The 20,618-nt window shown below is 69.5% G+C and carries 17 protein-coding genes and 4 pseudogenes; 13 read left to right on the top strand and 8 right to left on the bottom strand.

Annotation, left to right across the window (positions count from 1 at the left end):
- Positions 1 to 218: 218 nt before the first annotated feature.
- On the top strand, positions 219 to 602 hold the full coding sequence (locus OHT57_RS00870) for a hypothetical protein (protein ID WP_328743862.1): 384 nt from the start codon (positions 219 to 221) through the stop codon (positions 600 to 602).
- Between the two features lie 264 nt (positions 603 to 866).
- Here the strand turns inward: OHT57_RS00870 and OHT57_RS00865 are convergent, their stop codons facing one another.
- The 4 genes and pseudogenes from OHT57_RS00865 to OHT57_RS00845 form a co-directional block, all read right to left on the bottom strand.
- Entirely contained in the window at positions 867 to 1,346 is a 480-nt protein-coding gene (locus OHT57_RS00865; protein WP_328743861.1) for a GNAT family N-acetyltransferase, read from the bottom strand.
- A gap of 66 nt (positions 1,347 to 1,412) precedes the next feature.
- Positions 1,413 to 2,079 (bottom strand): annotated as a pseudogene (locus OHT57_RS00860) (NAD(P)/FAD-dependent oxidoreductase); the annotation flags it as partial.
- Positions 2,080 to 2,439: 360 nt separating this feature from the next.
- A complete protein-coding gene (locus tag OHT57_RS00855) occupies positions 2,440 to 3,048 on the bottom strand; it encodes a hypothetical protein (RefSeq protein WP_328743859.1) in 609 nt (202 codons plus the stop codon).
- A gap of 733 nt (positions 3,049 to 3,781) precedes the next feature.
- Positions 3,782 to 5,008 (bottom strand): lactonase family protein, encoded by a 1,227-nt coding sequence (locus OHT57_RS00845; RefSeq protein ID WP_328743858.1) that lies wholly within the window; start codon positions 5,006 to 5,008, stop codon positions 3,782 to 3,784.
- 463 nt (positions 5,009 to 5,471) lie between these two features.
- Here OHT57_RS00845 and OHT57_RS00840 point away from each other — a divergent pair, with 463 nt between their 5' ends.
- The 5 genes and pseudogenes from OHT57_RS00840 to OHT57_RS00820 all read left to right on the top strand — a co-directional run bounded on the left by OHT57_RS00840 (position 5,472) and on the right by OHT57_RS00820 (position 10,263).
- A complete protein-coding gene (locus OHT57_RS00840) occupies positions 5,472 to 6,668 on the top strand; it encodes an RNA-guided endonuclease InsQ/TnpB family protein (RefSeq protein WP_328743857.1) in 1,197 nt (398 codons plus the stop codon).
- Positions 6,669 to 6,767: 99 nt separating this feature from the next.
- Positions 6,768 to 7,616 (top strand): annotated as a pseudogene (locus tag OHT57_RS00835) (NAD-dependent epimerase/dehydratase family protein); the annotation flags it as partial.
- A gap of 423 nt (positions 7,617 to 8,039) precedes the next feature.
- The gene (locus tag OHT57_RS00830; RefSeq protein ID WP_443053401.1) at positions 8,040 to 8,819 is read left to right on the top strand and encodes a glycosyltransferase family 2 protein; all 780 of its coding nucleotides are present in this window, start codon (positions 8,040 to 8,042) and stop codon (positions 8,817 to 8,819) included.
- A complete protein-coding gene (locus OHT57_RS00825) occupies positions 8,816 to 9,433 on the top strand; it encodes a TIGR04282 family arsenosugar biosynthesis glycosyltransferase (protein ID WP_328743855.1) in 618 nt (205 codons plus the stop codon). The genes OHT57_RS00830 and OHT57_RS00825 overlap by 4 nt, the downstream gene beginning before the upstream one ends.
- On the top strand, positions 9,430 to 10,263 hold the full coding sequence (locus tag OHT57_RS00820; protein WP_443053400.1) for a class I SAM-dependent methyltransferase: 834 nt from the start codon (positions 9,430 to 9,432) through the stop codon (positions 10,261 to 10,263). Before OHT57_RS00825 ends, OHT57_RS00820 begins: the two co-directional genes overlap by 4 nt.
- Before the next feature lie 337 nt (positions 10,264 to 10,600).
- On the opposite strand, the gene OHT57_RS00815 is transcribed toward OHT57_RS00820, so the two are convergent.
- The gene (locus OHT57_RS00815) at positions 10,601 to 11,833 is read right to left on the bottom strand and encodes a molybdopterin-dependent oxidoreductase (RefSeq protein WP_328743854.1); all 1,233 of its coding nucleotides are present in this window, start codon (positions 11,831 to 11,833) and stop codon (positions 10,601 to 10,603) included.
- Between the two features lie 113 nt (positions 11,834 to 11,946).
- Here OHT57_RS00815 and OHT57_RS00810 point away from each other — a divergent pair, with 113 nt between their 5' ends.
- The 3 genes from OHT57_RS00810 (at position 11,947) to OHT57_RS00800 (ending at position 15,489) form a co-directional block, all read left to right on the top strand.
- Complete coding sequence (locus OHT57_RS00810; protein WP_328743853.1) at positions 11,947 to 13,293, top strand: hypothetical protein; 1,347 nt, start codon at positions 11,947 to 11,949, stop codon at positions 13,291 to 13,293.
- Positions 13,294 to 13,624: 331 nt separating this feature from the next.
- A complete protein-coding gene (locus tag OHT57_RS00805) occupies positions 13,625 to 14,380 on the top strand; it encodes a response regulator transcription factor (protein ID WP_328743852.1) in 756 nt (251 codons plus the stop codon).
- Positions 14,377 to 15,489 (top strand): sensor histidine kinase, encoded by a 1,113-nt coding sequence (locus OHT57_RS00800; RefSeq protein WP_328743851.1) that lies wholly within the window; start codon positions 14,377 to 14,379, stop codon positions 15,487 to 15,489. Before OHT57_RS00805 ends, OHT57_RS00800 begins: the two co-directional genes overlap by 4 nt.
- 346 nt (positions 15,490 to 15,835) lie before the next feature.
- On the opposite strand, the gene OHT57_RS00795 is transcribed toward OHT57_RS00800, so the two are convergent.
- Both OHT57_RS00795 and OHT57_RS00790 read right to left on the bottom strand, forming a co-directional pair.
- A complete protein-coding gene (locus OHT57_RS00795) occupies positions 15,836 to 16,366 on the bottom strand; it encodes a TerD family protein (RefSeq protein WP_328753079.1) in 531 nt (176 codons plus the stop codon).
- 19 nt (positions 16,367 to 16,385) lie between these two features.
- Positions 16,386 to 16,592, bottom strand: a pseudogene (locus OHT57_RS00790) (IS3 family transposase); the annotation flags it as partial.
- A gap of 47 nt (positions 16,593 to 16,639) precedes the next feature.
- Here OHT57_RS00790 and OHT57_RS00785 point away from each other — a divergent pair.
- The 4 genes from OHT57_RS00785 to OHT57_RS00770 all read left to right on the top strand — a co-directional run bounded on the left by OHT57_RS00785 (position 16,640) and on the right by OHT57_RS00770 (position 19,946).
- Entirely contained in the window at positions 16,640 to 16,918 is a 279-nt protein-coding gene (locus tag OHT57_RS00785; RefSeq protein ID WP_328743850.1) for a DUF5372 family protein, read from the top strand.
- Positions 16,919 to 17,092: 174 nt separating this feature from the next.
- Positions 17,093 to 17,572, top strand: coding sequence for a helix-turn-helix domain containing protein (locus OHT57_RS00780; RefSeq protein WP_328743849.1), 480 nt, complete (start codon positions 17,093 to 17,095; stop codon positions 17,570 to 17,572).
- A 31-nt stretch (positions 17,573 to 17,603) separates the two neighbouring features.
- Entirely contained in the window at positions 17,604 to 17,849 is a 246-nt protein-coding gene (locus OHT57_RS00775; RefSeq protein WP_328743848.1) for a hypothetical protein, read from the top strand.
- Positions 17,850 to 17,876: 27 nt separating this feature from the next.
- A complete protein-coding gene (locus tag OHT57_RS00770; protein WP_328743847.1) occupies positions 17,877 to 19,946 on the top strand; it encodes a recombinase family protein in 2,070 nt (689 codons plus the stop codon).
- A 31-nt stretch (positions 19,947 to 19,977) separates the two neighbouring features.
- Here OHT57_RS00770 and OHT57_RS00765 read toward each other — a convergent pair.
- A pseudogene (locus tag OHT57_RS00765) lies at positions 19,978 to 20,580 on the bottom strand (DDE-type integrase/transposase/recombinase); the annotation flags it as partial.
- Between the last annotated feature and the right edge of the window lie 38 nt (positions 20,581 to 20,618).

The raw sequence follows: 20,618 nt of genomic DNA, 5'->3' as shown, positions 1-20,618 counted from the left end.
GACACAGGTGATCTTGGTCGGTAAGCCGTCTACCAGGAGCTTCATCGCGTGGGCTGACCAACCAGCAAGCTCCTCAGCCAAGTTGGCCGTCGCCATCATCGCTACGGGCTCTGTATAGGCTGGTGCGCGTGGATGTGATGGGGTGTCTTGGGTGCGACCTTCTGACTGGGCGCCGGGAGTTGCCCGGGGGCGTCCTACACGAAACCGCCGCTTGGGTGGTGAACCATGTCGTCGGCCCGATGAATCTTGGAACCTTGATCGTCGGTCCGCGGAAGCATGTTGTGGCCCTCGCCGACCTCGACGACACGGCAGCGGCGGAACTCGGCCCCTTGCTGCGCGATACCGCTCGTGTCGTGGAGACGCTGTGTCGACCAGAGCAGACCTATGTCTGCATGTGGTCGCACGGCCGCGACGCACGCAAACATCTGCATATCGCGGTCCAGCCGGTGACCACGGAGGTGCGGGCCCGCTACGGCGGGCTGCGCTCCGAGCAACTTCAGGCTCGGATGCTGGCGGACGGCGACGAGCCGGACACCACGGATGTCGAGCAGTTCTGCGAGCGGGCTCGCGTGCTGTTCCGAGCGATCACCGACAGCAGCTGATCACTGGTGTCAGGCCGACGTCATGTCGCAGTCGGGCGAGCATACGCGGGGAAGCGCCGCAGTCTTCTCCACCGCACCCCACAACGTGAGGTTGGAAAGGCTCAATGGCGACGATGTCGCCGTGCTGGACGCCGTAGCCCGCCTGGTACCGGCGGATGTGCCGCTGCAGTTGGAGAGCGGCGGGACGGCGTAGTTGATCTACTAAAGACTGGCATGGCGGCCATTGAGGACCTCCAGTGCGGCCGGGCGTGGCCCGAGGTGGGATCAGCGGCCTTCGCTGGCCGCGTTCGCATCAAGGATCTTTGAGACCGAGCAGCCCCATGCCGCCCCCGGTGTGTCGGGTCCGTAGAGCGTGAGCCCGCACGCCTGGAAGAACTCCTGTCGGCTGAGCGCATCGTCGCCGTTCTGGGGGACCAGGGCCAGGAAGGTGAGGCCGGCTTTCTTGGCCCGGCGGGCGATCTCGGCGAGAAGCGTTTGGCCGACCCCGCTTCGACGATCGGTATCAGCGACGGCCAGGGTCAAGACGAACGTCTGCTCGCCGGGATGCGCCGCCCGGCCTTCGGCGTGTCCGAAGTCGCAGTGGAGCTGAAACTCGGCGACCCCGATGACGGATCCGTCGAGCTCGGCCACGATGACGTCCAAGCCCTCGGGGTCGTAGAGCCTGCCGTTTCCCAGATGGTTCGAGTGCAGCAGGTCCTCCACCACCGAGTAGTCGACGTGGGTGATGTCACGGATGAGCGGCATGGACCGAGTATCCCGGGCAGCAGCGTGTGCCCGCTCTCACAGTAGGAAGTTGGTGGGCATCGCCCCGGCGCACAGCACCCCCGCCGCTTCGACGGCTTCGACCTCGGTGTGCTCCAGGACGGTGATGCCCAGCCGGTCGCAGGGCCGGCGCAGGTGGCGGCGTGCTCCGCCGGAGAGCGGGGGCCCAGCTCGCCGCGGGCGACCAGCGCCACCGACAGGCCGGGCCGGGACTCGGCGATCTCAGTGGCGGTCTCGATGCCGGTCAACCCGTCGCCGACGACCAGCACACTCCCGCCTTCGTCCCGCTTGCTCAGGCAGTCCAGGCGCTCGCGCAGGCGCAGCGCCGCCGGACGACTGCTGACGTCGAAGGCGTGCTCGGCCACGCCGGGGACGCCGCGGTCGGTGGCGTGGCTGCCGAGCGCGTAGAGAAGCGTGTCGTAGCCGAGTTCGCCGCCGCCCTCGGCGTCGGCCACGGCGACGACCCGGCGCTCGGGGTCGACGGCGGTGACACGGGTCAGGCGCAGTCCCCGTGCCCGCAAAGACGTCGGCGAGCTGGGGAGCCTCGATCTCCTGGCCGGCCGCGAGCTGGTGCAGCCGCAGCCGCTGGACGAAGTCCGCCTCGGCGTTGACCAAGGTGATCTCGGTGTCCGCCGGGGACAGCCGACGGGCCAAGGGTCCCGGCCACGTAGGCCCCGGCATAGCCGGCGCCGAGGACGACGATGCGGTGCTTCATGTGCTGCTCCTGTCTGTTCGCTTGGCTCTCCGTGACTTGAGCGGAACAGCGCCCGATTACTGACAGGAGTTGCATGTGGCATGCGTCATATCGTGGTTGTGCACGGCCTTCCCGCTGAACGACAACCGCCGCGAGAACAGGAACACGTTGGTGGACACGCCGTCCAGGTGGGTCCACACATCCCCGAAGTCGACCTCCGCCTTGCCTTGAACGGATCCAGGCGCGAGATCCGGGACGGAAGCTGCTTGTGTGGCGCCGGCCACACCGACCCCAGTGCCAGCGCCACAGCCCTGCGGCCCACCCTGGAGTCAAAACCCACCGTTGGCCTCACAACTTGATCTACGTAGCCACCCGTCCCGCTCAGGCGCGGCGCGGAATGGATTCGCTGCTTCTGGTCCCGGCGGCGAGCAGAGCGAAGCCCAGTGCGAAACCGAGCATGGTCCATACGCCGCGGGGCCAGAAGATGTGGCTGTCAGTGAAGGACCAACCGGCCACCAGGAGAACCACAGTGCCGGGAACAACGCGCACGCCGTGTTTCGGGAAGAGCGCGACCGCCGTGGCCACGACTGCGACGATGAGGGCGTAGGCGCCGACCTCCCCGAGCGACTCACCTGTGTCGTAGAGCGGGTACTTGATCGGACCTATGTTCGCTGTCCCGGCAGCGTGCTCGACCGCGGTTCCCGCCGCGATGCCGGCCACCGCGTCGAGACCGGTGTAGAAGGCCGCGTACGTGAACGCACTCGTCCAGGCCACCGCCGTGGCGAAGCCCGCGAGGTCTGGTCGGGGGCGGTGCCACAGAGGGACGAGGAGGCCGAGCGTAAGCAGTGGAAAGACCGGCAGCAGCGCGATGTGCAACTGTGTCCAGTCGGTGGCCGTCGCCCTGGACAGACCATGCGGGTGCGCGGCGCCCGCCACAGCCAGCACAAGGGGCGCGACAGTGACGAGGGTGATGTTTCGGATGGTCAACACGCTGTGATCGTAGGTGCGTTACGTCACTTGAGAGGGCTGCGTAAGGGCTTCGTAAGATCTTGCGTGGTGCCGTGGAATGCTGGAAACCCCCGCCGGGGTGATTCCCCTCCGACGCGACACCGGCCTCGCCCATCGTGCGGCGATGCCAGAACAGAGGACCTCGTCTGGGCTGACCACGTTGTAGGAGCGGTGGCGGTGGACGCGTTGGCGGCGATGCCGGCGTGGTCGGCTTCGGCGATCTGCCTTTCGTGGACTGGGTGACTCCTCGTCTGACGACCGTGCGCACTCCACTCGCCGACATGACTGTGCGCGCCGCCTGCACGGTGCCGCTGCTGCTGTCCGGACAGCAACCGGAGACTGCACAGGCCGAGGTCACCATCGAGCTCGTAGTACGGGACAGCAGCGGGCCTGCGCCGGTGACGGGGCGAGCCGTCGAACGCAGTCAGGGGGCGAGGGTCGGCTCAGCCGAGGAAGTGCGCGCGCACCGGGCGCACGCAGCGGCCGACGGGTCGGCCACGGGGGCAGTGACATGGCGCCGACTGGCAGGGCAGTTGTCCTGGCGGGCTGACTGGTCTGTTCCACACTGCTGCTCCAGTCGGCTGGGCGCGTCCGGCCCGCATGGGCTGTCGGTTGCAGGATCGGTGACCGGCGTTGAGCACTCCTTGCTGCATCGGAACGGGTTCGGCGCCCCGGAGAGGAGTCTCCAGGGCGCCCGGCCGCGGTGGCCGCTTCTTTACACCGCGGCGATGCCCTCCATGCCGGACTCGGCGAAGGGGGGCAGTCCGGTGGCCGTGGTGACCTTGGTGAGGGAGCCGTTCCTGCCGATGCGGAAGCCGTCGATGGTGCCGGAGGTCCCGTTCTGTACGTACAGGAACTTCTCGTCCTGCGTCACCGCCAGGTCGATGACGCCCTGGGACATCGCTGACGGCGGGGTGGCGATACCGACCTCGTTGGTCAGTACCAGCTTGCCGTGCTGGTTGGTGCGGTAGCCGGTGACGGTCGAGTTGCCGGTGTTGCCGCCGTAGAAGAAGTCACCGGCGCGTTCCAGCCAGCACAGCGTGTTCTGCCCGTTGGCCAGCGGCTTCTGGACGACCTTGAGGCGGCCGTCGGCGAGCACCTTGTACGTACTGACCGTCGATTTCTCCGCTTCGGCCACCAGCATCCGGCCCGCCTTGTCGAAGGTGATCGCGAACGGCACGCCGCCGGCCGAGTCGTTGACCGTCGCCCGGTGTGAAGGACGTCCGTCGCGCCGCATCGGGAACACCTCGATGGTGTTGGCGGACTTCGTGGTGACGACTAGCTCACGGCCACTCGGCGTAAACGCGACCTGTCCCGGCGAGCTGCTGAACAACGGCACCTTGTCGTTCTTCAGCCTCAGGGAGCGATACGAACCGCCCAGCGGTTCGAGTCCGTTGGCGGTGATCTTGAAGCCCTGGACGCTGCCCTCGCCGCCCGCGTTCATGACGTAGGCGAGGTTGCCGGACACCGCGATGGACGAGGGGAAGTCCCCGCCCGAGCGCACCACCCGCCGGTCCGTCAGTTTCTGCCCCTCGACGCGAAACGAGGTGACGGTGCCACTGCCCGCGTTGACTGCCAGCAGCAGATGCGAGCGCCGGTCGTAGAGGAGTGAACCCTGGGAGGCGAGGGAGTCGGTGGGGGCGTCGACTTGGTCCCCGCCCTTGCCGCCGGTCGCGTAGGTGCCACCGGGGGTCAGTTTGCCGTCGTCTCCGCGCTTGAAGACGTGGATGGTGTTTCCGGCGAGCTCGTTGCCCTGTACGAAGACGGCGTGATCAGCTCCCGCCTTGGCGCTCTTCGTCGTCACGCTGTCGCGTGCGCGGGGCGCTTCTCCCGCCGAGGCGATGGCCACCGTGGTGGCGACGGCCGCCGTGGCCAGGATGCCGGCTCCGGCGATGGTCATACGGACCTGCGACGTCGACCTGCGCCTGGTATGCCTGCTCACGCCTGACTCCTCGCACCTCGCCGCCACCGCCGGTCGGTGACGTGCAGAGCCAGAGTTGCCTGTGAGGCGGGTGGGATGAAGAAGTTTCGGTCCTGCGTCAGCTTCTCGTAAGAACTTCGGTCGTCGGCTGCGGGTTTGATCGGTAGCTTCGGCCACAGCCTGAGTTGGCCCCAAAGCGATGTGCCATGGGCTGCTGCACTGGCGAGGTCTTACGGACCCGTGACGTGATGGGCGCGGCGCTGCCGTGCGGGGTGCTCAAGCTCCTAGCGTTCGCGTATGCGAGTACTGGTCACCGGCGGAGCCGGGTTCATCGGATACCTCCGAGGAAACCGCGGCCTTCAGGCCGGGGAGGAATCGGACTCCTGCGGAGCAGGGCAGGGAGCTGGGATTCGCCGCCAGGGCGGATCGCAGTGCTCTGACCCGCAGATTTGGGCTTAACCAGTAGTGATGCTAGCTTGTGAGCATGACCGTGAAGCAGGTGAAGCGGGCGTTCAAGTACCGCTTCTATCCGACGGATGTGCAGGCGGCTGAGCTGTCGCGCACCTTTGGATGCGTGCGGAAGGTCTACAACCTGGCGCTGGCGGCCCGTACGCAAGCGTGGGCGCGGCAGGAGCGGGTCAACTACAACCAGACCTCCGCGATGCTGACCGCGTGGAAGCGGACGGAGGAGCTGGGCTACCTGGGTGAGGTGTCGTCGGTTCCGCTCCAGCAGACGCTGCGCCATCTGCAGGTGGCGTTCACCAGCTTCTTCGGCAAGCAGGCGCAGTACCCGCGCTTCAAGTCGAAGAAGAAGTCCCGCAGGAGTGCGGAGTACACCACCAGTGGTTTCCGCTTGCGTGAAGGCCGGCTGACCCTCGCCAAGATGGCGGATCCGCTGGACGTGGTGTGGTCGCGGCCGCTGCCTCGGGGGGCGCGGCCGTCCACGGTGACGGTGTCCCAGGACGCGGCGGGACGCTGGTTCGTGTCGCTGCTCTGCGACGACACCATCACACCCGCCCCGGCCACCGCGAACACGGTCGGTATTGACGCGGGGATCACGTCCCTGCTGACGCTGTCCACCGGGGAGAAGATCACCAACCCGCGGCATGAGCGCAGGGACCGCGCCCGCTTGGCCAAAGCCCAGCGGGAACTGTCCCGCAAGGCCAAGGGTGACGGTGCGAACCGGGCCAAGGCGGGCCGGAAGGTTGCCCGTGTCCATGCCCGGATCGCCGACCGGCGCCGGGACTTCCTGCACAAGCTGACCACTCGGCTCGTCCGTGAGAACCAAACGGTCGTGATCGAGGACCTCACCGTCCGCAACATGGTCAAGAACCACACGCTCGCCCGCGCGATCTCCGACGCCTCGTGGAGAGAACTGCGGACGATGCTGGAGTACAAGAGCGACTGGTACGGGCGGGAGCTGGTGGTCGTCGACCGTTTCTTCCCCAGCTCGAAACTGTGCGGTGTCTGCGGCACGATCCGGGCGGAGCTGCCGCTGAACGTCCGCGTGTGGACGTGTGAGTGCGGTGCGGTCCATGACCGGGACGTGAACGCGGCGAACAATCTTTTGGCCGCCGGGCTGGCGGTGTCTGTCTGGGGAGCTGGTGTAAGACCTCAACGGGAGTCCTCCCGGACGGGGCAGTCGGCGATGAAGCAGAAACCCCCACGGCGCGAGCCGTAGGAACTTCCCCTCGTTCACGAGGGGGAGGAAGTCAAGTCGTCGAAGCGCTGACCCGGCAGAACGGCCGCGACCGCCCCCGCGTCGAGTACGCCCAGGCCGTCACGCAGTGTGGACGCCGTGTGCCATCAGGCGGCGATGGTGGGTCTTGGGAAGGGGTTCGGCGACGCGGTCGAGTAGGTGTCGCGCAACGACCTGGGTACGGCGGTGCTGCTTTCCGCCATGGCCGACGCGGGGGTGGGGCGGCTCGTGCTGGCCGGGTCGATGGTCGTGTACGGCGAGGGCTCGTACGGGTGTGAGCGGCGCGGGGCGGTACGACCCGGCCCCCGGGCCGTGGCCGATCTGGCTGCCGGGCGTTTCGAGCCCCGGTGCCCGCAGTGCGAGAAGCCGCTGACGCCGGGGCTGGGCGGCGAGGACGCTCCGGTCGACCCCCGGAACGTGTACGCGACGACCAAGTTGGCCCAGGAGCATCTGGCTTCGGCCTGGGCCCGGTCGACGGGCGGCTCGGCGGTTTCGCTGCGGCACCACAACGTGTACGGGCCGGGCATGCCACTCGACACCCCGTACGCGGGAGTCGCGTCCTTCTTCCGGTCCGCGCTGGCCTGCGGTGAGGCACCGCGTGTCTTCGAGGACGGCGGCCAGCGGCGGGACTTCGTGCACGTACGGGACGTGGTGGCGGCCAACGTGGCGGCGCTTGAGGCCGAGTCCCCGGCCGGAGCGCTGGGGGCGTACAACACCGGCAGCGGAGAGCCACACACGGTCGGCGAGATGGCGCGGGCGCTGGCGTCCGCGTACGGCGGGCCCGAGCCCGTGGTGACGGGGGAGTACCGCCTGGGGGACGTACGGCACATCACGGTGGACTCGTCGCGGTTGCGGGGCGAGCTGGGCTGGAAGGCCGAGGCCGGCTTCGAGGAGGGTATGTGGGAATTCGCGAGCGCAGGGCTGCGAGGAGTAGTGCTTGACCGGTCCTGGCGCGGCAGAGCGGGAGGCGGACGGCGCCCCGCCGAGGGATCGGCGGCCGAGCAGCAGCGCGGTCGCCGGAGAGATACCGGCTGCCACCGCGACGGCTGGGGTCGAAGCGGTGTGGGCCGGCAAGGTCGTCGCCTGCACCACGGCCGCCCGGCTCCGCGGGCATCGCGGTGACCTTGACAGCGACGGCGGATGAGGGAGACGGGCAGCATTCGCACGTCGGGTCTCTGTGTCCGGTATGCCGGTGACCCCGTGTGCGGTACAGCCGGTTGAGCATCGGAGGCGCGTGGCGCTCACACACGCAACCGGACTCCTGCCGACCGCACTTCGGTGCTCTGCTCCCTCCCTCGACGTCCGCGTTTCGTAAGGAGCCGAAGTCCCTTACATACCTTTTGTCTTCGTAGGGTGAAAGCCGTGACGACTTCTCCCGCAACGCAATCGGAAGCGGAGACGACCGCGGCGACCGTCGACGTGGTGCTCCCCTGTCTGAACGAGGCCGAGGCCCTGCCCGGGGTCCTCGCCCGTATCCCGCCCACCTGGCGCGCGCTGGTGGTGGACAACGGATCCACGGACGGCTCGCCGGTACTGGCCCGCGACCTCGGCGCGACGGTCGTGCGTGAGACGCGCCGCGGCTTCGGCGCCGCCTGTCACGCCGGGCTGACGGCGGGTACCGCGGACATCGTGTGCTTCTGTGACTGCGACGCCTCCCTCGACCCGTCCCTGCTCGTGCCCTTCGTCCGCGAGGTGTGCGACGGTGAGGCCGACCTGGTGCTGGGGCGGCGCCGTCCGCAGGGCCGGGGCGCTCGGCCCACGCACGCCCGGTTGGGCAACGTGGCGCTGGCACGGATGCTGCGCCGCCGCACGGGGCTGCGCCTGCACGACCTCGGCCTACTCCGTGCCGGCCGCCGGGAACAGTTGCTCGCCCTGGCACTCACGGACCGCCGTAGCGGCTACCGGCTGCAGATGGTCGCGCGCGCGGCCGACGCCGGGTGGCGTGTCGTCGAGCACGACGTGCCCTACCTGCCGCGCACTGGTGCCTCCAAGGTCACCGGTACCTGGCGCGGAACCTGGCAGGCGGTACGGGACATGGACCGCGTCCTGGCCGAACCACCGATACCCCAGGACGGGGCAGACGGGGCAGACACCGACTCATTCGCCGTACTTCCAGGAGGAACCGCTCAGTGACCACTCTCCTCGTCATCGCCAAGGAACCGCGGCCAGGACGGGTGAAGACCCGGCTCACTCCGCCGTTCACGCCTCGCGAAGCGGCGGCGCTCGCCGAGGCGGCACTCGTGGACACCCTGCGTACGGTGGCGGCCACACCCGCCCGCCGCCGTGTGCTGGTACTCGACGGCGCTCCCGGACCCTGGCTGCCTCCCGGCTTCGACGTCGTCCCGCAGTGCGCGGGAGGTCTGGACGAGCGGCTGGCCGCCGCCTTCGCCGGCTGTGACGGGCCCGCGCTGCTCATCGGCATGGACACCCCCCAGGTGACGCCCGCACTGCTCACCGTCGACTTCGCCGACTGCGACGCGTATTTCGGGCCGGCCGAGGACGGCGGCTTCTGGGCGCTGGGCCTCGCCCACCCGGACCCCGAGCTGCTGCGGGGTGTGCCGATGTCGACGCCCACGACGGGTGCCGTGCAGCGTGAACGGCTCGCCGTCGCGGGCCTACGCGTACGCGAGCTGCCCCGTCTGCGAGACGTGGACACCGTCGGCGACGCGGAGGCGGTGGCCGCGGCTGCGCCGGAGAGCCGTTTCGCCGCCGAACTGGGGCGTCTCGGGGCGGCTGTCGGTCGATGAGCACCGCACATGAGATCGCGTCGCCGAGGGTGAGCGCCCTGGATCGCCTCGCGTCCGTTGCGTCGATGGGCGTCCCGCGCCCTTGGGCTGCCGACCCCTACTCCGAGGCCCTCGTCACCGGCCGGGGCCCGCTCTTCCTTCGTCGCGCCGACGGCTGGCTGCTGCCGCTGGAGGTGGAACGCTGGTGTGCCAGGGCCGACGCGGTGGACATGGATGTCCTGGAGCACTGCGAAGGCGCTGTACTCGATGTGGGGTGCGGTCCGGGGCGGCTCGTCGCCGAACTCGCGGCCCGGGGCCGGCGGGTGCTCGGCGTCGACGTGAGCGAAGCCGCCGTCGCCCGCACGGTGCGGCTCGGCGGCCAGGCTCTGCAACGCTCCGTCTTCGAGCCGCTCCCGGCCGAAGGGCGTTGGGACACGGTCCTCCTCATCGACGGCAACATCGGCATCGGCGGCGACCCGACCGCTCTCCTCCGGCGGATGTCTCAACTCCTCAGCCAGAAGGGCCTGTTGATCGCCGAGACGGTCCCGGACAGTGAGGTCGACGAACGCGTCACCGTCCACGTCGTGAGCATTACCGCCGGCGCTCACGGCACGGCCGGTCCGCCCTTCCCCTGGGCCCGTCTCGGCACATCGGCCCTGCTCCGGCTCGCGACACGCGCCGGCTGGCGCCCGGAGCGTCAGTGGACGAGCGGCGGCCGCTCCTTCGTGGCCCTGCGTAACCGCAGGGACCGCAGCAGGAGCACCACCGCCGAGCCGCCGAACAGCACCGCGGTGATCAAAAGCCAGCGGGACAGGAACGCGTCGCCGGACAGGGTGGTGGCGGAGCTGTAGTGGTCCGCCACCTGCCCGCTGATCAGCGGAAACCAGATCAGCAGCAGCAGGCCGGAGAACGCCGCCGGGACGCGCACGTAGACCGTCCACTCCCGGCGGCCGACCGCGCCCAGCCCCCGCGCGACGACCCGGTCCGCGCCCGCGTACAGGGGCAGCAACACCAGGTCGTGCACCAGTGCCGCGCCCACGAACCACAGCGCGACCGAGAGCCAGTCGTCCGCGAGCAGTCGGACACCCGCGTACCCCGCCAGCGCGAACGAACAGGCGAGAAGCAGGAGCTGGAGCGGGCTGCCTACGTGCGGGCGCGTCACGAGCCGTCGCATCACATGTCGTCGCATCACAGCTCTCCGAAGGTCATCCGTGCCACCCACTTGGTGTTGAGCACGCCGGGCGCCGCGGGGACGATGATCCGCGCCGGGTAGCCGTGGTCCGCGGTGAGGGGCTCGCCGTTGACGAACAGGGCGAGCAGGGAACGCGGGTCGCGCACCTGGTTGTTGCGCAGGGCGGCCCGGCGGAACGACCCGTGCCGCTGGAGCGACTCCACCATGACATCGGGCGCCGCGCCGCTCTCGAACCCGACGAGCGCCGCCAGATCCCGCAGGCGTACGCCCCGCCACCACTGGTCGGAGGTTGACCAGCCTTCCACGCACGCGATGGGCAGCGCCGCGCTGTACAGGGGGAGTTGCAGCAGCTCTGCCCGCCTCAGCCGGACCGTCCGTCCCTGCCCCTCGACGACCAGCCGCCACGCCTCGTCACTCGTCTCCGTCATGCTGATCCCGCGCGACGCGGCCGTCTTGTTGATCTGGAAGCCACCGGATCCCGAACCCGGTTCGGGGCCGCCGTGCGGCGCGAGCAGAGCCGTTGCCCGCAGCGGTCCGTCGAAGCTCCGGCCCGCCGTCGTGGCCAGCAGGAGCAGGGAGCCGCCGCCGACGAAGGCGAGGGCGCCGCGGCGCGAGACGGTGGGCGGGGCGGGGTTCGGGGACACCAGCCCGCCCTCCTCGTCGTGCAGGTGGCGCAGATTGCGTACCGCGGCCGGCACCCGCAGCACCGCGTGAGTCACGAACGCCGCGAAGAACACCCAGGCGCCGTAGAAGTGCAGCGGATAGAAGGAGCCGGGGAAGAGGTAGTCGAGCTGGACGTTCAGCACGCCCGTGGTGAACTCGAACAGCGCGCCCCCGACCAGCAGAAGCAGCGAGATCCGCTCCAGCGCATGGGCGAGCGATCGCACGGGCGGCAGGGTGAACAGTCTCGGCAGGACCGACCACAGCTTCGCCAGCAGTACGGGGATCAGCGCGATGCCCAGGGTGACGTGGACGCCCTGGGTGAGCCGGTAGAGCCAGGGCGGGTCGGTCGGCCAGGCGAAGAGGTAGAAGCCGAGCAGGCCCTTGTCCGGGGTCTTGTCATTCACCGGCGACAGGTCCGGGTTGTAGGCGGCGTACGACACAAGGCCCGTCGCGAAGAGCACCGTGATCCCGCCGAGCAGCACGATACCGAGCACGGAGGTGAACCAGGGGCTGCGCAGCGGGCTGCGCCAGAAACCGGGAGAGGTGGGGAGTCGATGGTCGCGCATGTCCCGACCGTAGGCCGGTAAGGGCCGAGGGCGGGGCCCGCAACACATGACGAAACGCTGACGTCCAGGCTCACCGGAGTCGCATCCGGCCTTCCCTCGCCTAGCGTGCCGGTGTGAACCGCGATCTTCTCCGCGATCTGTCTGCGGCCCTGGCCGCAGCGCTGCTCGTCACGACGGCGGCTGTGATCGGCACCGTCCTGGAACACCGTTACGGGAACCTTCATGTCAGCTGGCCGCCGCTTTACGGCCATTGGGAGCCGCATGTCGGCCCCGGCACCCCCGCCGCGATCATGGTGGCCGTCGTGGTCGTCGCGTACGGGCCGCTCCTCGCCGCCCGGCTGCCCTGGCGCGCGCTGCTGTGCACCGCCTGGGGCACCGCCATGGCATGGACGTTCTCGCTCGCCCTGGTCGACGGATGGCAGCGCGGAATAGCCCGTCGGCTCACGACCAAATACGAGTACCTCCAGGTCATCGAGCCCGTCAACCGCTTCCACGACATCCCCGCCGCCCTGCGGGACTTCACCCACCACATCCTGATCCACTCACCCGACGCCTGGCCCGCGCACGTCGCCGGACATCCCCCCGCGGCGACCCTCACCTTCGTCCTCCTCGACCGGATCGGGCTGGGCGGCGGTGCCTGGGCGGGCCTCTGGTGCATCATCGTCGGGGCGACAGCGGCGGTGGCGGTCCTCATCACCGTACGAACACTGGCCGGGGAGGCGCTCGCCCGCCGTGCCGCGCCCTTCCTGGTCCTGGCCCCGGCCGCCGTGTGGATGGGCACCTCCGCGGACGGGTACTTCGCTGCGGTCGCCGCCTGGGCGATCGCGTTCCTCGCCCTCGCGGTCACGGGACACCGGCCCCGGTCGGCAGCTCTCGCCTCCGGGCTCCTCTTCGGCCTCACCGCGTATCTCTCGTACGGGCTGGCACTGTTCGCGGTGATCGCCGGCGGCGTCCTGCTGCTCGGCTCCCGACGGCTGTGTCCCCTCCCTTACGTCCTCGCCGGCTTCGTCGTCGTCCCGGCCGTCTTCACGATCGCGGGCTTCAACTGGTGGGAGGCGTACCACCTGCTGGTCACCCGCTACTACCAAGGGGCAGGCGGTGTCCGGCCGTACGGCTACTGGGTGTGGGCGAACCTCGCGTGCACGGCACTCGTCGTAGGTCCGGCGACGGTGGCCGGGCTGCGACGAGCCGGTGCGGCTCCCATCCGCCAGGGTCTTCGCACGTGCCTGCGCCGCTCCGCCGCCGAACCCCGCCTCGCCCTGCTCGTCCTCGCCGCCCTTCTCGCGCTCCTCACTGCCGACCTCACCGGCATGAGCAAAGCGGAAACAGAGCGCATCTGGCTGCCGTTCGCGATGTGGCTGCTGCCGGCATGCGCGTTCCTGAACCGACCCCGCGCCTGGCTCACGGCACAGGCCACCCTCGCCCTGCTCCTCAACCACCTACTGCTGTCGGGATGGTGACCTTGGAGACCCGGCTCAAGCCTCCGCGGAGGAGCGCCACCGGTCACCGCTTCTCCGGGCGGATCGTCCAGGCGCTCGCCGTCGACGCCGCCCTACCCGCACACAGGGCACCGCTCTGGTTTGTGCCAGGGGAGACAGGTAGGGGTGCTCGCGACGCCGGCGCCTTCCCGGCTCAGGCGCCGTCGAGTGACACGGCAGCCGTACGACGGGAGCGCTGGTCGCGAGAACGGCCAGATGCAGGAAAGGGCGAAACGGGCGTCGAGGTCTTACGAAAGGCGGACGCCGGGGCGGCCCTGCCGCACGGCAATGAAGCCGGTGGGATGCTGGGGGCATGCAGCAGCCGCACGAATCCCCAGACTCCGGACATGCTCCACGTGGGCAGGGAGGTACGACCCGCGTCCTGGTCGTGGACGACGACCCCACCGTCTCCGAGGTCGTCTCCGGCTATCTCGACCGCGCCGGGTACCAGGTGGACGTGGCCGGGGACGGGCACTCCGCGCTCGCGCGGGCCGCGGCGCACTGGCCGGACCTGGTGGTGCTCGACCTGATGCTGCCCGGCATGGACGGCCTGGAAGTGTGCCGCCGGATACGTGCCCGCGGGCCCGTGCCGGTCATCATGCTCACCGCCCGCGGCGACGAGGGCGACCGGATTCTGGGCCTGGAAGTGGGCGCCGACGACTACGTCACGAAGCCCTTCAGCCCCCGTGAGCTGGTCCTGAGGGTCGAGTCGGTACTGCGCCGGACCCGGCCCCCCGTCGCGGCTCATCCCATGCACGCGGCAGGCGTCACCGTCGACCCGGCGGCCCGCCGCGCCACCAAGAACGGCGCCGAGCTCAGCCTCACACTCCGCGAGTTCGACCTCCTCGCCTTCCTCCTGCGCAACCACGGCCGCGCCTACAGCCGTGAAGAGCTGATGCGCGAGGTGTGGGGCTGGGACTTCGGCGACATGTCCACCGTCACCGTCCACGTCCGCCGGCTGCGGGGCAAGCTGGAGGATGACCCGGCCCGGCCCCGGCTGATCCAGACGGTGTGGGGAGTGGGCTACCGCTTCGACGCCACGCCCTGCGAGGAGGCGGTCCGACCGTGAGCGACACCCTCCTCATTGCCCTCTTCGCCTTCCTCGGCGCTCTCGCGGCCGGACTGCTCGGGGCGGGCGTGCTGTGGCTGATCCGGCGACGCTCGCTGACCGCGTCCCTCGCCGTGGTCGCCGCCGTGGCCGTGACCGCCATGCTCGCGGGAACGCTGGCCGTGGCGCAGGCGATGTTCCTGTCCTCGCACGACCTGAGCGTCGTCACCACGGTCGTGGCGATGGCGGCCGTCGTCTCCCTGCTCACCGCGCTGCTGCTCGGCCGGTGGGTCGTCGCCCGCAGCCGGGCACTCACCGCCGCCGCCCGTTCCTTCGGCGACGGCGGCCATTTCGCGGCTCCCGAGGGCCCGGCGACCGCGGAACTGGCCGCACTCAGCCGTGAGTTGGCCACCACCAGTGCGAAGCTGACCGAGTCCCGGGACCGCGAGCGCGCTCTGGAGACATCGAGACGCGAACTCGTCGCCTGGATCTCGCACGACCTGCGCACTCCCCTCGCCGGGCTGCGCGCCATGTCCGAGGCCCTGGAGGACGGTGTTGCCGCCGACCCCCACCGCTACCTCCGCCAGATGCGCACCGAGGTCGAACGCCTCAACGGCATGGTCGGGGATCTCTTCGAGCTCTCCCGCATCCACGCCGGCGCGCTCGCCCTCTCCCCCTCCCGCATGTCGGTGTACGACCTTGTGGGGGACGCCCTTGCGGGAGCGGACGCCCTCGCCCGCGAGTACGGGGTGTGGCTGGTCGGCGACCGCGTCGAGCCGGTGCCGGTCGAGGTGGACGGCAAGGAGATGAGCCGAGTGCTGGGCAATCTGCTGGTCAATGCGATCCGCCGGACACCCTCCGACGGTACCGTCGCGGTCACCGCCGAGCTCTTCTCCGACGGAGTCGTCCTGTCCGTCACCGACGGCTGCGGCGGCATCCCCGAGGAGGACCTGGCGCGGGTCTTCGACACCGGCTGGCGCGGTACCCATGCCCGTACTCCTCCCGCCGGTGCGGGCCTCGGCCTGGCCATCGTCCGGGGCATCGTGGAAGCGCACCGGGGCCAGGCCGCCGTGCGCAACGTCCCCGGCGGCTGCCGCTTCGAAGTGACGCTTCCCCTGGCCGAGGCGTGATCGGGGGCTCCTGAGCCAAGCGAATCCGCCGACGACCGGAAGGGCATCCGGGCTGAGATCGATGGCGGTCGGCCATCCGGATCGGTCAGCAACTGCACGTGCACGGCATTCAGGCGGTGCGTGGCGGAGCAGTCGGCCCGGCCGTCGCCCAGGCGGTCGCACTCCGCGCGTCCCTGTGGGCCCGGAGTCCCGTCGGCCGCTGACGACGTGAGCCGCGCCGGGAGCGGATCTGCGGGGATACCGCGCACCAGTGGCTTCAGCCGTTTCCGGGTGCTTGGCGCTTCGGTTCCAGAAGTCCACGAGGGCACCACCATGACGGTCGTACGCTTCCTGCGCTGCTGCTTGGTCAGGGCTGTGGGGTGCTGCCCATCTCGGCGGTGAAGATCACGGGGTCGCTGTCGAATCCTCGGACCATCTCGCGGTACTCCCACGTTCCGGAGGCGTCCCTGGTGAACTCCGCGACCGTCGCGGCGGTGTATTCGGAGAGCTGTGCGAAGTCGTCCTTCAGTAGCTCCCTGTACCCCTCGACGACCAGAACTCCGGCGTTCGACAGGTCGCCGAAGGTTTTGGGGCCGCTGTTCTGGTGGATCGCCACACCCACCACCACCCGAGCGAAGGAGGAAGCGAGGCGATCGAGCTCCAGGGTCATCGCTTCGACGTAGCCGAAGCCCTGGCCGGTCTGGCTGTGCCGGCTCATGTTGATGGTGCCGTCCGGTGAGCGGCTGTCGAAGTGGACGACGTACACCGGCCGCCCGAAGGGGGCGTCCGCCGAGTAGGTGGCGGCGATGATGTCGAGATGATGGGGTGGCCGATCCCAGAGACTCGGGTCCCATTTGATCCGTACCTCGGCCTTCCCGACTCCATGGGTCTGGTGCAGCTTTGGGTGACAGGTTCGGTCACGCGGCCTGGAGGGCCGGTGTGGTCATGACGCTCTCGAATTCAACGGGGGTCAGCCGGCCGAGCGAGGCTTGTCTGCGGCGCCGGTGGTAGGTCCTCTCGATCCATGTCACGATCGCGATCCGCAGTTCCTCGCGGGTGGCCCACGATCGACGGTCGAGGACGTTCTTCTGCAGCAGGCTGAAGAAGGACTCCATGGCCGCGTTGGCATTCACCGTCGAATGCGCCCGTTCCCCGCGATGACGATGGACGTGTGCGGCTGATTCATCCGTTCCATCCCCGGTGCGGTGAGGCTTTCGAGTTTCTCGAGCGGCTCAACTCGTGGCGTGGAGATGTGGTGTTGGTCCTCGATGGGCAGGGTCGCAGGTGCTCGTTCCCACTGGAGTGGACCGATATGGCGCTGGTGGACGCGTTCGTCGCGGCGGCCGGTGAGGGTTGTCCGTATCGGACCGGGGATCTGGTCGAGTTGGCGGATCTGGTGGCCGGATTGCTGTCCGGCAGCCGGCACGGTGTCGGGGAGATGACGCCGTGATCGTCGTCGCATTGAGGCCGCTGCCGGGGGCGCTCGCGGAGGCTGTGGGGGGCGCGCGGACGCTGAAGCGAGTCCGTGACCTGCTTCTTTCGCTCTTCTGCTCGGCCTTTGCGCTCTTGGCTTGTGGGACGAGCGGTCTGATCCTGGTGACATCGGGATCGACGGGGAGGCGCGATGAGCCGGCAGACGGGCAAGAAGGCGGCGCTGAAGGAGTCCCGGGCACTCAATCCGCGGCCCGACGCGGTGACCGACGAGGACTTCGCGTTGTGTCCGTTCCTGGATCCGGACGATGTGGTGCAGGTCAAGTACGAGATGGTGCGCCGGGTGAGGGTGGACAAGGTGCCCGTCGCGCGTGCTGCGGCGGCTTTCGGGTTCTGCCGGCAGAGCTTTTATGTGATCGCGGCCGCGCTGGACGCGGGCGGGCCGGCCGCGCTGGTGCCGGGCAAGCCCGGCCCGAAGGGGCCGCGCAAGCTCACCGAGGAGGTCATGGAGTTCGTCGAACAGCTCCGGGCCGGCGATGCGTCCCTGCGGCCGGTCCGGCTGGCGGACGCGGTCCAGAGGCGGTTCGGGATCACCGTTCACCCGCGGTCGGTGGAGAAAGCCCTGGCCAGGCGGCGCGAACCGCGCACTGCGGAGGAAGCCCACCACTGCTGACGAGGCAGTGTCCCCGGCGGACGGGACCGAGGTGGCCCGCCGGTATGAGGACCTGCGGGCCGCGGTCCTCGGCGGCCCCGACCGAGGATCGCGACATGGCTGGGCAGTGCTGGCCCGCTCCGGCATGGCCGCCTGGATCAAGGCAGTCACCCGAATCCCCCTTCCGCCCAAGGCCGTTCAGCACCAGCCGCCCGAGCCGCTCGCGGTGGCAGAGGAGTTGGTGGACGTGCTGGCACTCATGGCATGGACGGCGGCCGGAGGCTGTCGCAGCGGATAACCACAACGACGTGGCGAGGAGGGTGCGGTGAGTATCGAGCAGACCGGGAAGGTCACCGTGGAGCATCTGCGGCGGGACGCGTATCTGTATGTGCGCCAGTCCTCGCTCAAGCAGGTCGTCAACAACAGCGAGTCCACCCAGCGGCAGTACGCCCTGCGCGGCCGGGCCGTCGCGCTGGGCTGGACCGACTCCCAGATCATCGTGATCGACTCCGATCAGGGCCGCTCAGGGGCATCGACTGCGGGCCGGGACGGCTTCCAGTACCTGGTCGCCGAGGTCTCCATGGGACATGCCGGGATCGTCCTCGGGCTGGAGGTGTCCCGCCTGGCCAGGAACAACACCGACTGGCACCGGCTTTTGGAGATCTGTGCGCTGTCCGGGATGCTGATCCTGGACGAGGACGGTCTGTATGATCCGCGGACCTTCAACGACCGGCTCGTGCTGGGCATGAAGGGCACCATGTCGGAGGCCGAACTCCACCTGCTGGCAGCCCGGTTGCGGGGCGGCCAGCTGGCCAAGGCCCGCCGCGGCGAACTGAAGCAGGGCCTGCCGGTCGGCTATGTCCACGACTATGCCGACCGGATCGTCAAGGACCCCGACGCTTCGGTGCGGGCCGTCGTCGAGCACGTCCTGACGGTCTTCGCGGCCACCGGCTCGGCCCGCGGCGTCGTCAAGACCTTCGCCGCCGGCCATCTCACCTTCCCCTCGCGTATCCGCACCGGCCCTCGCAAGGGCGAGCTGGTCTGGGGCCCGCTCAAGCACTGGCAGGTCCTCAACGTTCTCCACAACCCGCTCTATGCAGGGGCGTTCTGTTACGGACGGCGCAAGGTCGAGCGCAGTGCGGACGGCAGGACACACATCCGGCTGCTGCCGCGCGAGCAGTGGGACACCCTCATCCAAGACCATCACGAGGGCTATGTGACCTTCGCCCGGTGGGAGTTGAACCAGACCGCACTCGCCGCGCAGGCCGCCTCCCGCGGCCTCGAGCGGACCGCAACCGCACCGCGGGAAGGGCCTGCGCTGCTGCAGGGCCTGGTGATCTGCGGCCGCTGCGGCAGGCGCATGACCATCGCTTATCACCTGCGGCAAGGCCGCGAGGTCTCCGACTACCGGTGCATGACCCACGCCATCCAAAACGGCGGCACGGTCTGCCAGCGCATCCCCGGCCCCGGCATCGAACAGGCCGTCGCCACCCTGCTGTTGGACGAGCTGACCCCGCTCGCTGTCGAGGCCGCCCTGCGCGTCACTGACCGCCTCGCCGCCCAGGCCGCCGAGGCCGACCGGCTGCGTTCCGCCCACCTCCAACGCGCCCAGCACCGCGCCGACCTGGCCAAACGACGCTATCTCGCGGTCGATCCGGACAACCGTCTCGTCGCCGACAGCCTCGAAGCGGACTGGAACGCGGCCCTGCGCGAGGTCGCTGCCGCCCGCAAGGGCATCGAACGCGCCCGCACTGAAGCCGAACCCGTCAACGAGGCACTGCGGGAGAAACTGGCCCACCTCGCCAGTGACGTGCACCGGCTCTGGCACGACCCCGACACCCCGATGCGGGAACGCAAACGCATCGCCCGCCTGCTGATCACGGACGTCACCCTCACCAAGGCCGAGCAGATCACCGCCCACGTGCGGCTGTCCGGTGGCCGCCACCACACCCTCGACCTGTCCTTGCCTCTCGGCGGCGGGAAACTGTGGCAGACCCCGAAATCCGTCGTCGCAGCCATCGACACCCTCCTGGAGGACCACACCGACGCGGAGATCGCCGGCATCCTCAACCAGCGCGGCCTGACCAGCGGCAAGGGCCTGCCCTTCCACCGGCTCCTGGTCCGCGACATCCGCCAGGACTACCAGCTCACCAGCCGCTTCGACCGACTGCGGGACCGCGGCCTGCTGACCGCATACGAACTCGCCGAACTCCTCGACGTCAGCGTCCCCACCGTCTGGAAATGGCACCGGGCCGGACTGCTCGAGGGCGAGAAGTACAACGACAAGAACGCATGCCTCTACCCCCAGCCGGGACCCAACCCGCCCCGCGTCCAGCAAGGCGTACGCCTCGACCCCCGCCGACCAGCAACAACGACCTCAAAGCGAACCCGATAGGAGAAGAGGAGCACTGTGATGACAAGTGCTTGTCGCCTGCCGCCCCGACCCTCCCTATCGAGCCGACGATCCGCTGACGATCGAGCGCCCGGACGAACTTCCGTGACCGGAACTGCGACCCGCGATCGCTGTGCAGAATGCACCCGTCGACGTGTCCACGCCGGGCGACAGCGTTGTTGAGGGCTGTGACGGCCAGGCGGGACTTCATCCGCGTGTCCATCGAGTAGCCGACGATCCTCTTGCTGAAGACGTCCTTGATCGCGCAGAGATACAACTTGCCTTCGCCGGTGGCGTGTTCGGTGATGTCGGCGAGCCACAGCCGGTTCGGGCCATCCGCGGTGAAGTCACGGCGGACCAGGTCGTCGTGCACCGGCGGGCCGGCCTTCTTGGCCTTGCCGCGCTTCTTGCCGAACACGCTCCACCAGCGGTTGTCCCGGCAGATCCGCCACGCGGTCCGGTCCGCCATCACGGCCCCGGCGCCGCGCGCTTCGTCGGCCAGGAAGCGGTAGCCGAACTCCGGGTCGTCACGATGCGCGTCGAACAGCGCGTTCGCGCGGTACGCCTCCTCCAGCTTGGCATCGGTCACCGGCTGGTCCAGCCAGCGGTAGTAGGGCTGTCTGGCGAGCTTCAGCACCCGGCACGCAACCGTGACGGGCACCCCGTCCCCGGCCA

This window comes from Streptomyces sp. NBC_00285, from assembly GCF_036174265.1.
Taxonomy (GTDB): Bacteria; Actinomycetota; Actinomycetes; order Streptomycetales; family Streptomycetaceae; genus Streptomyces.
This window is presented reverse-complemented; position numbering and strand designations above follow the sequence as displayed.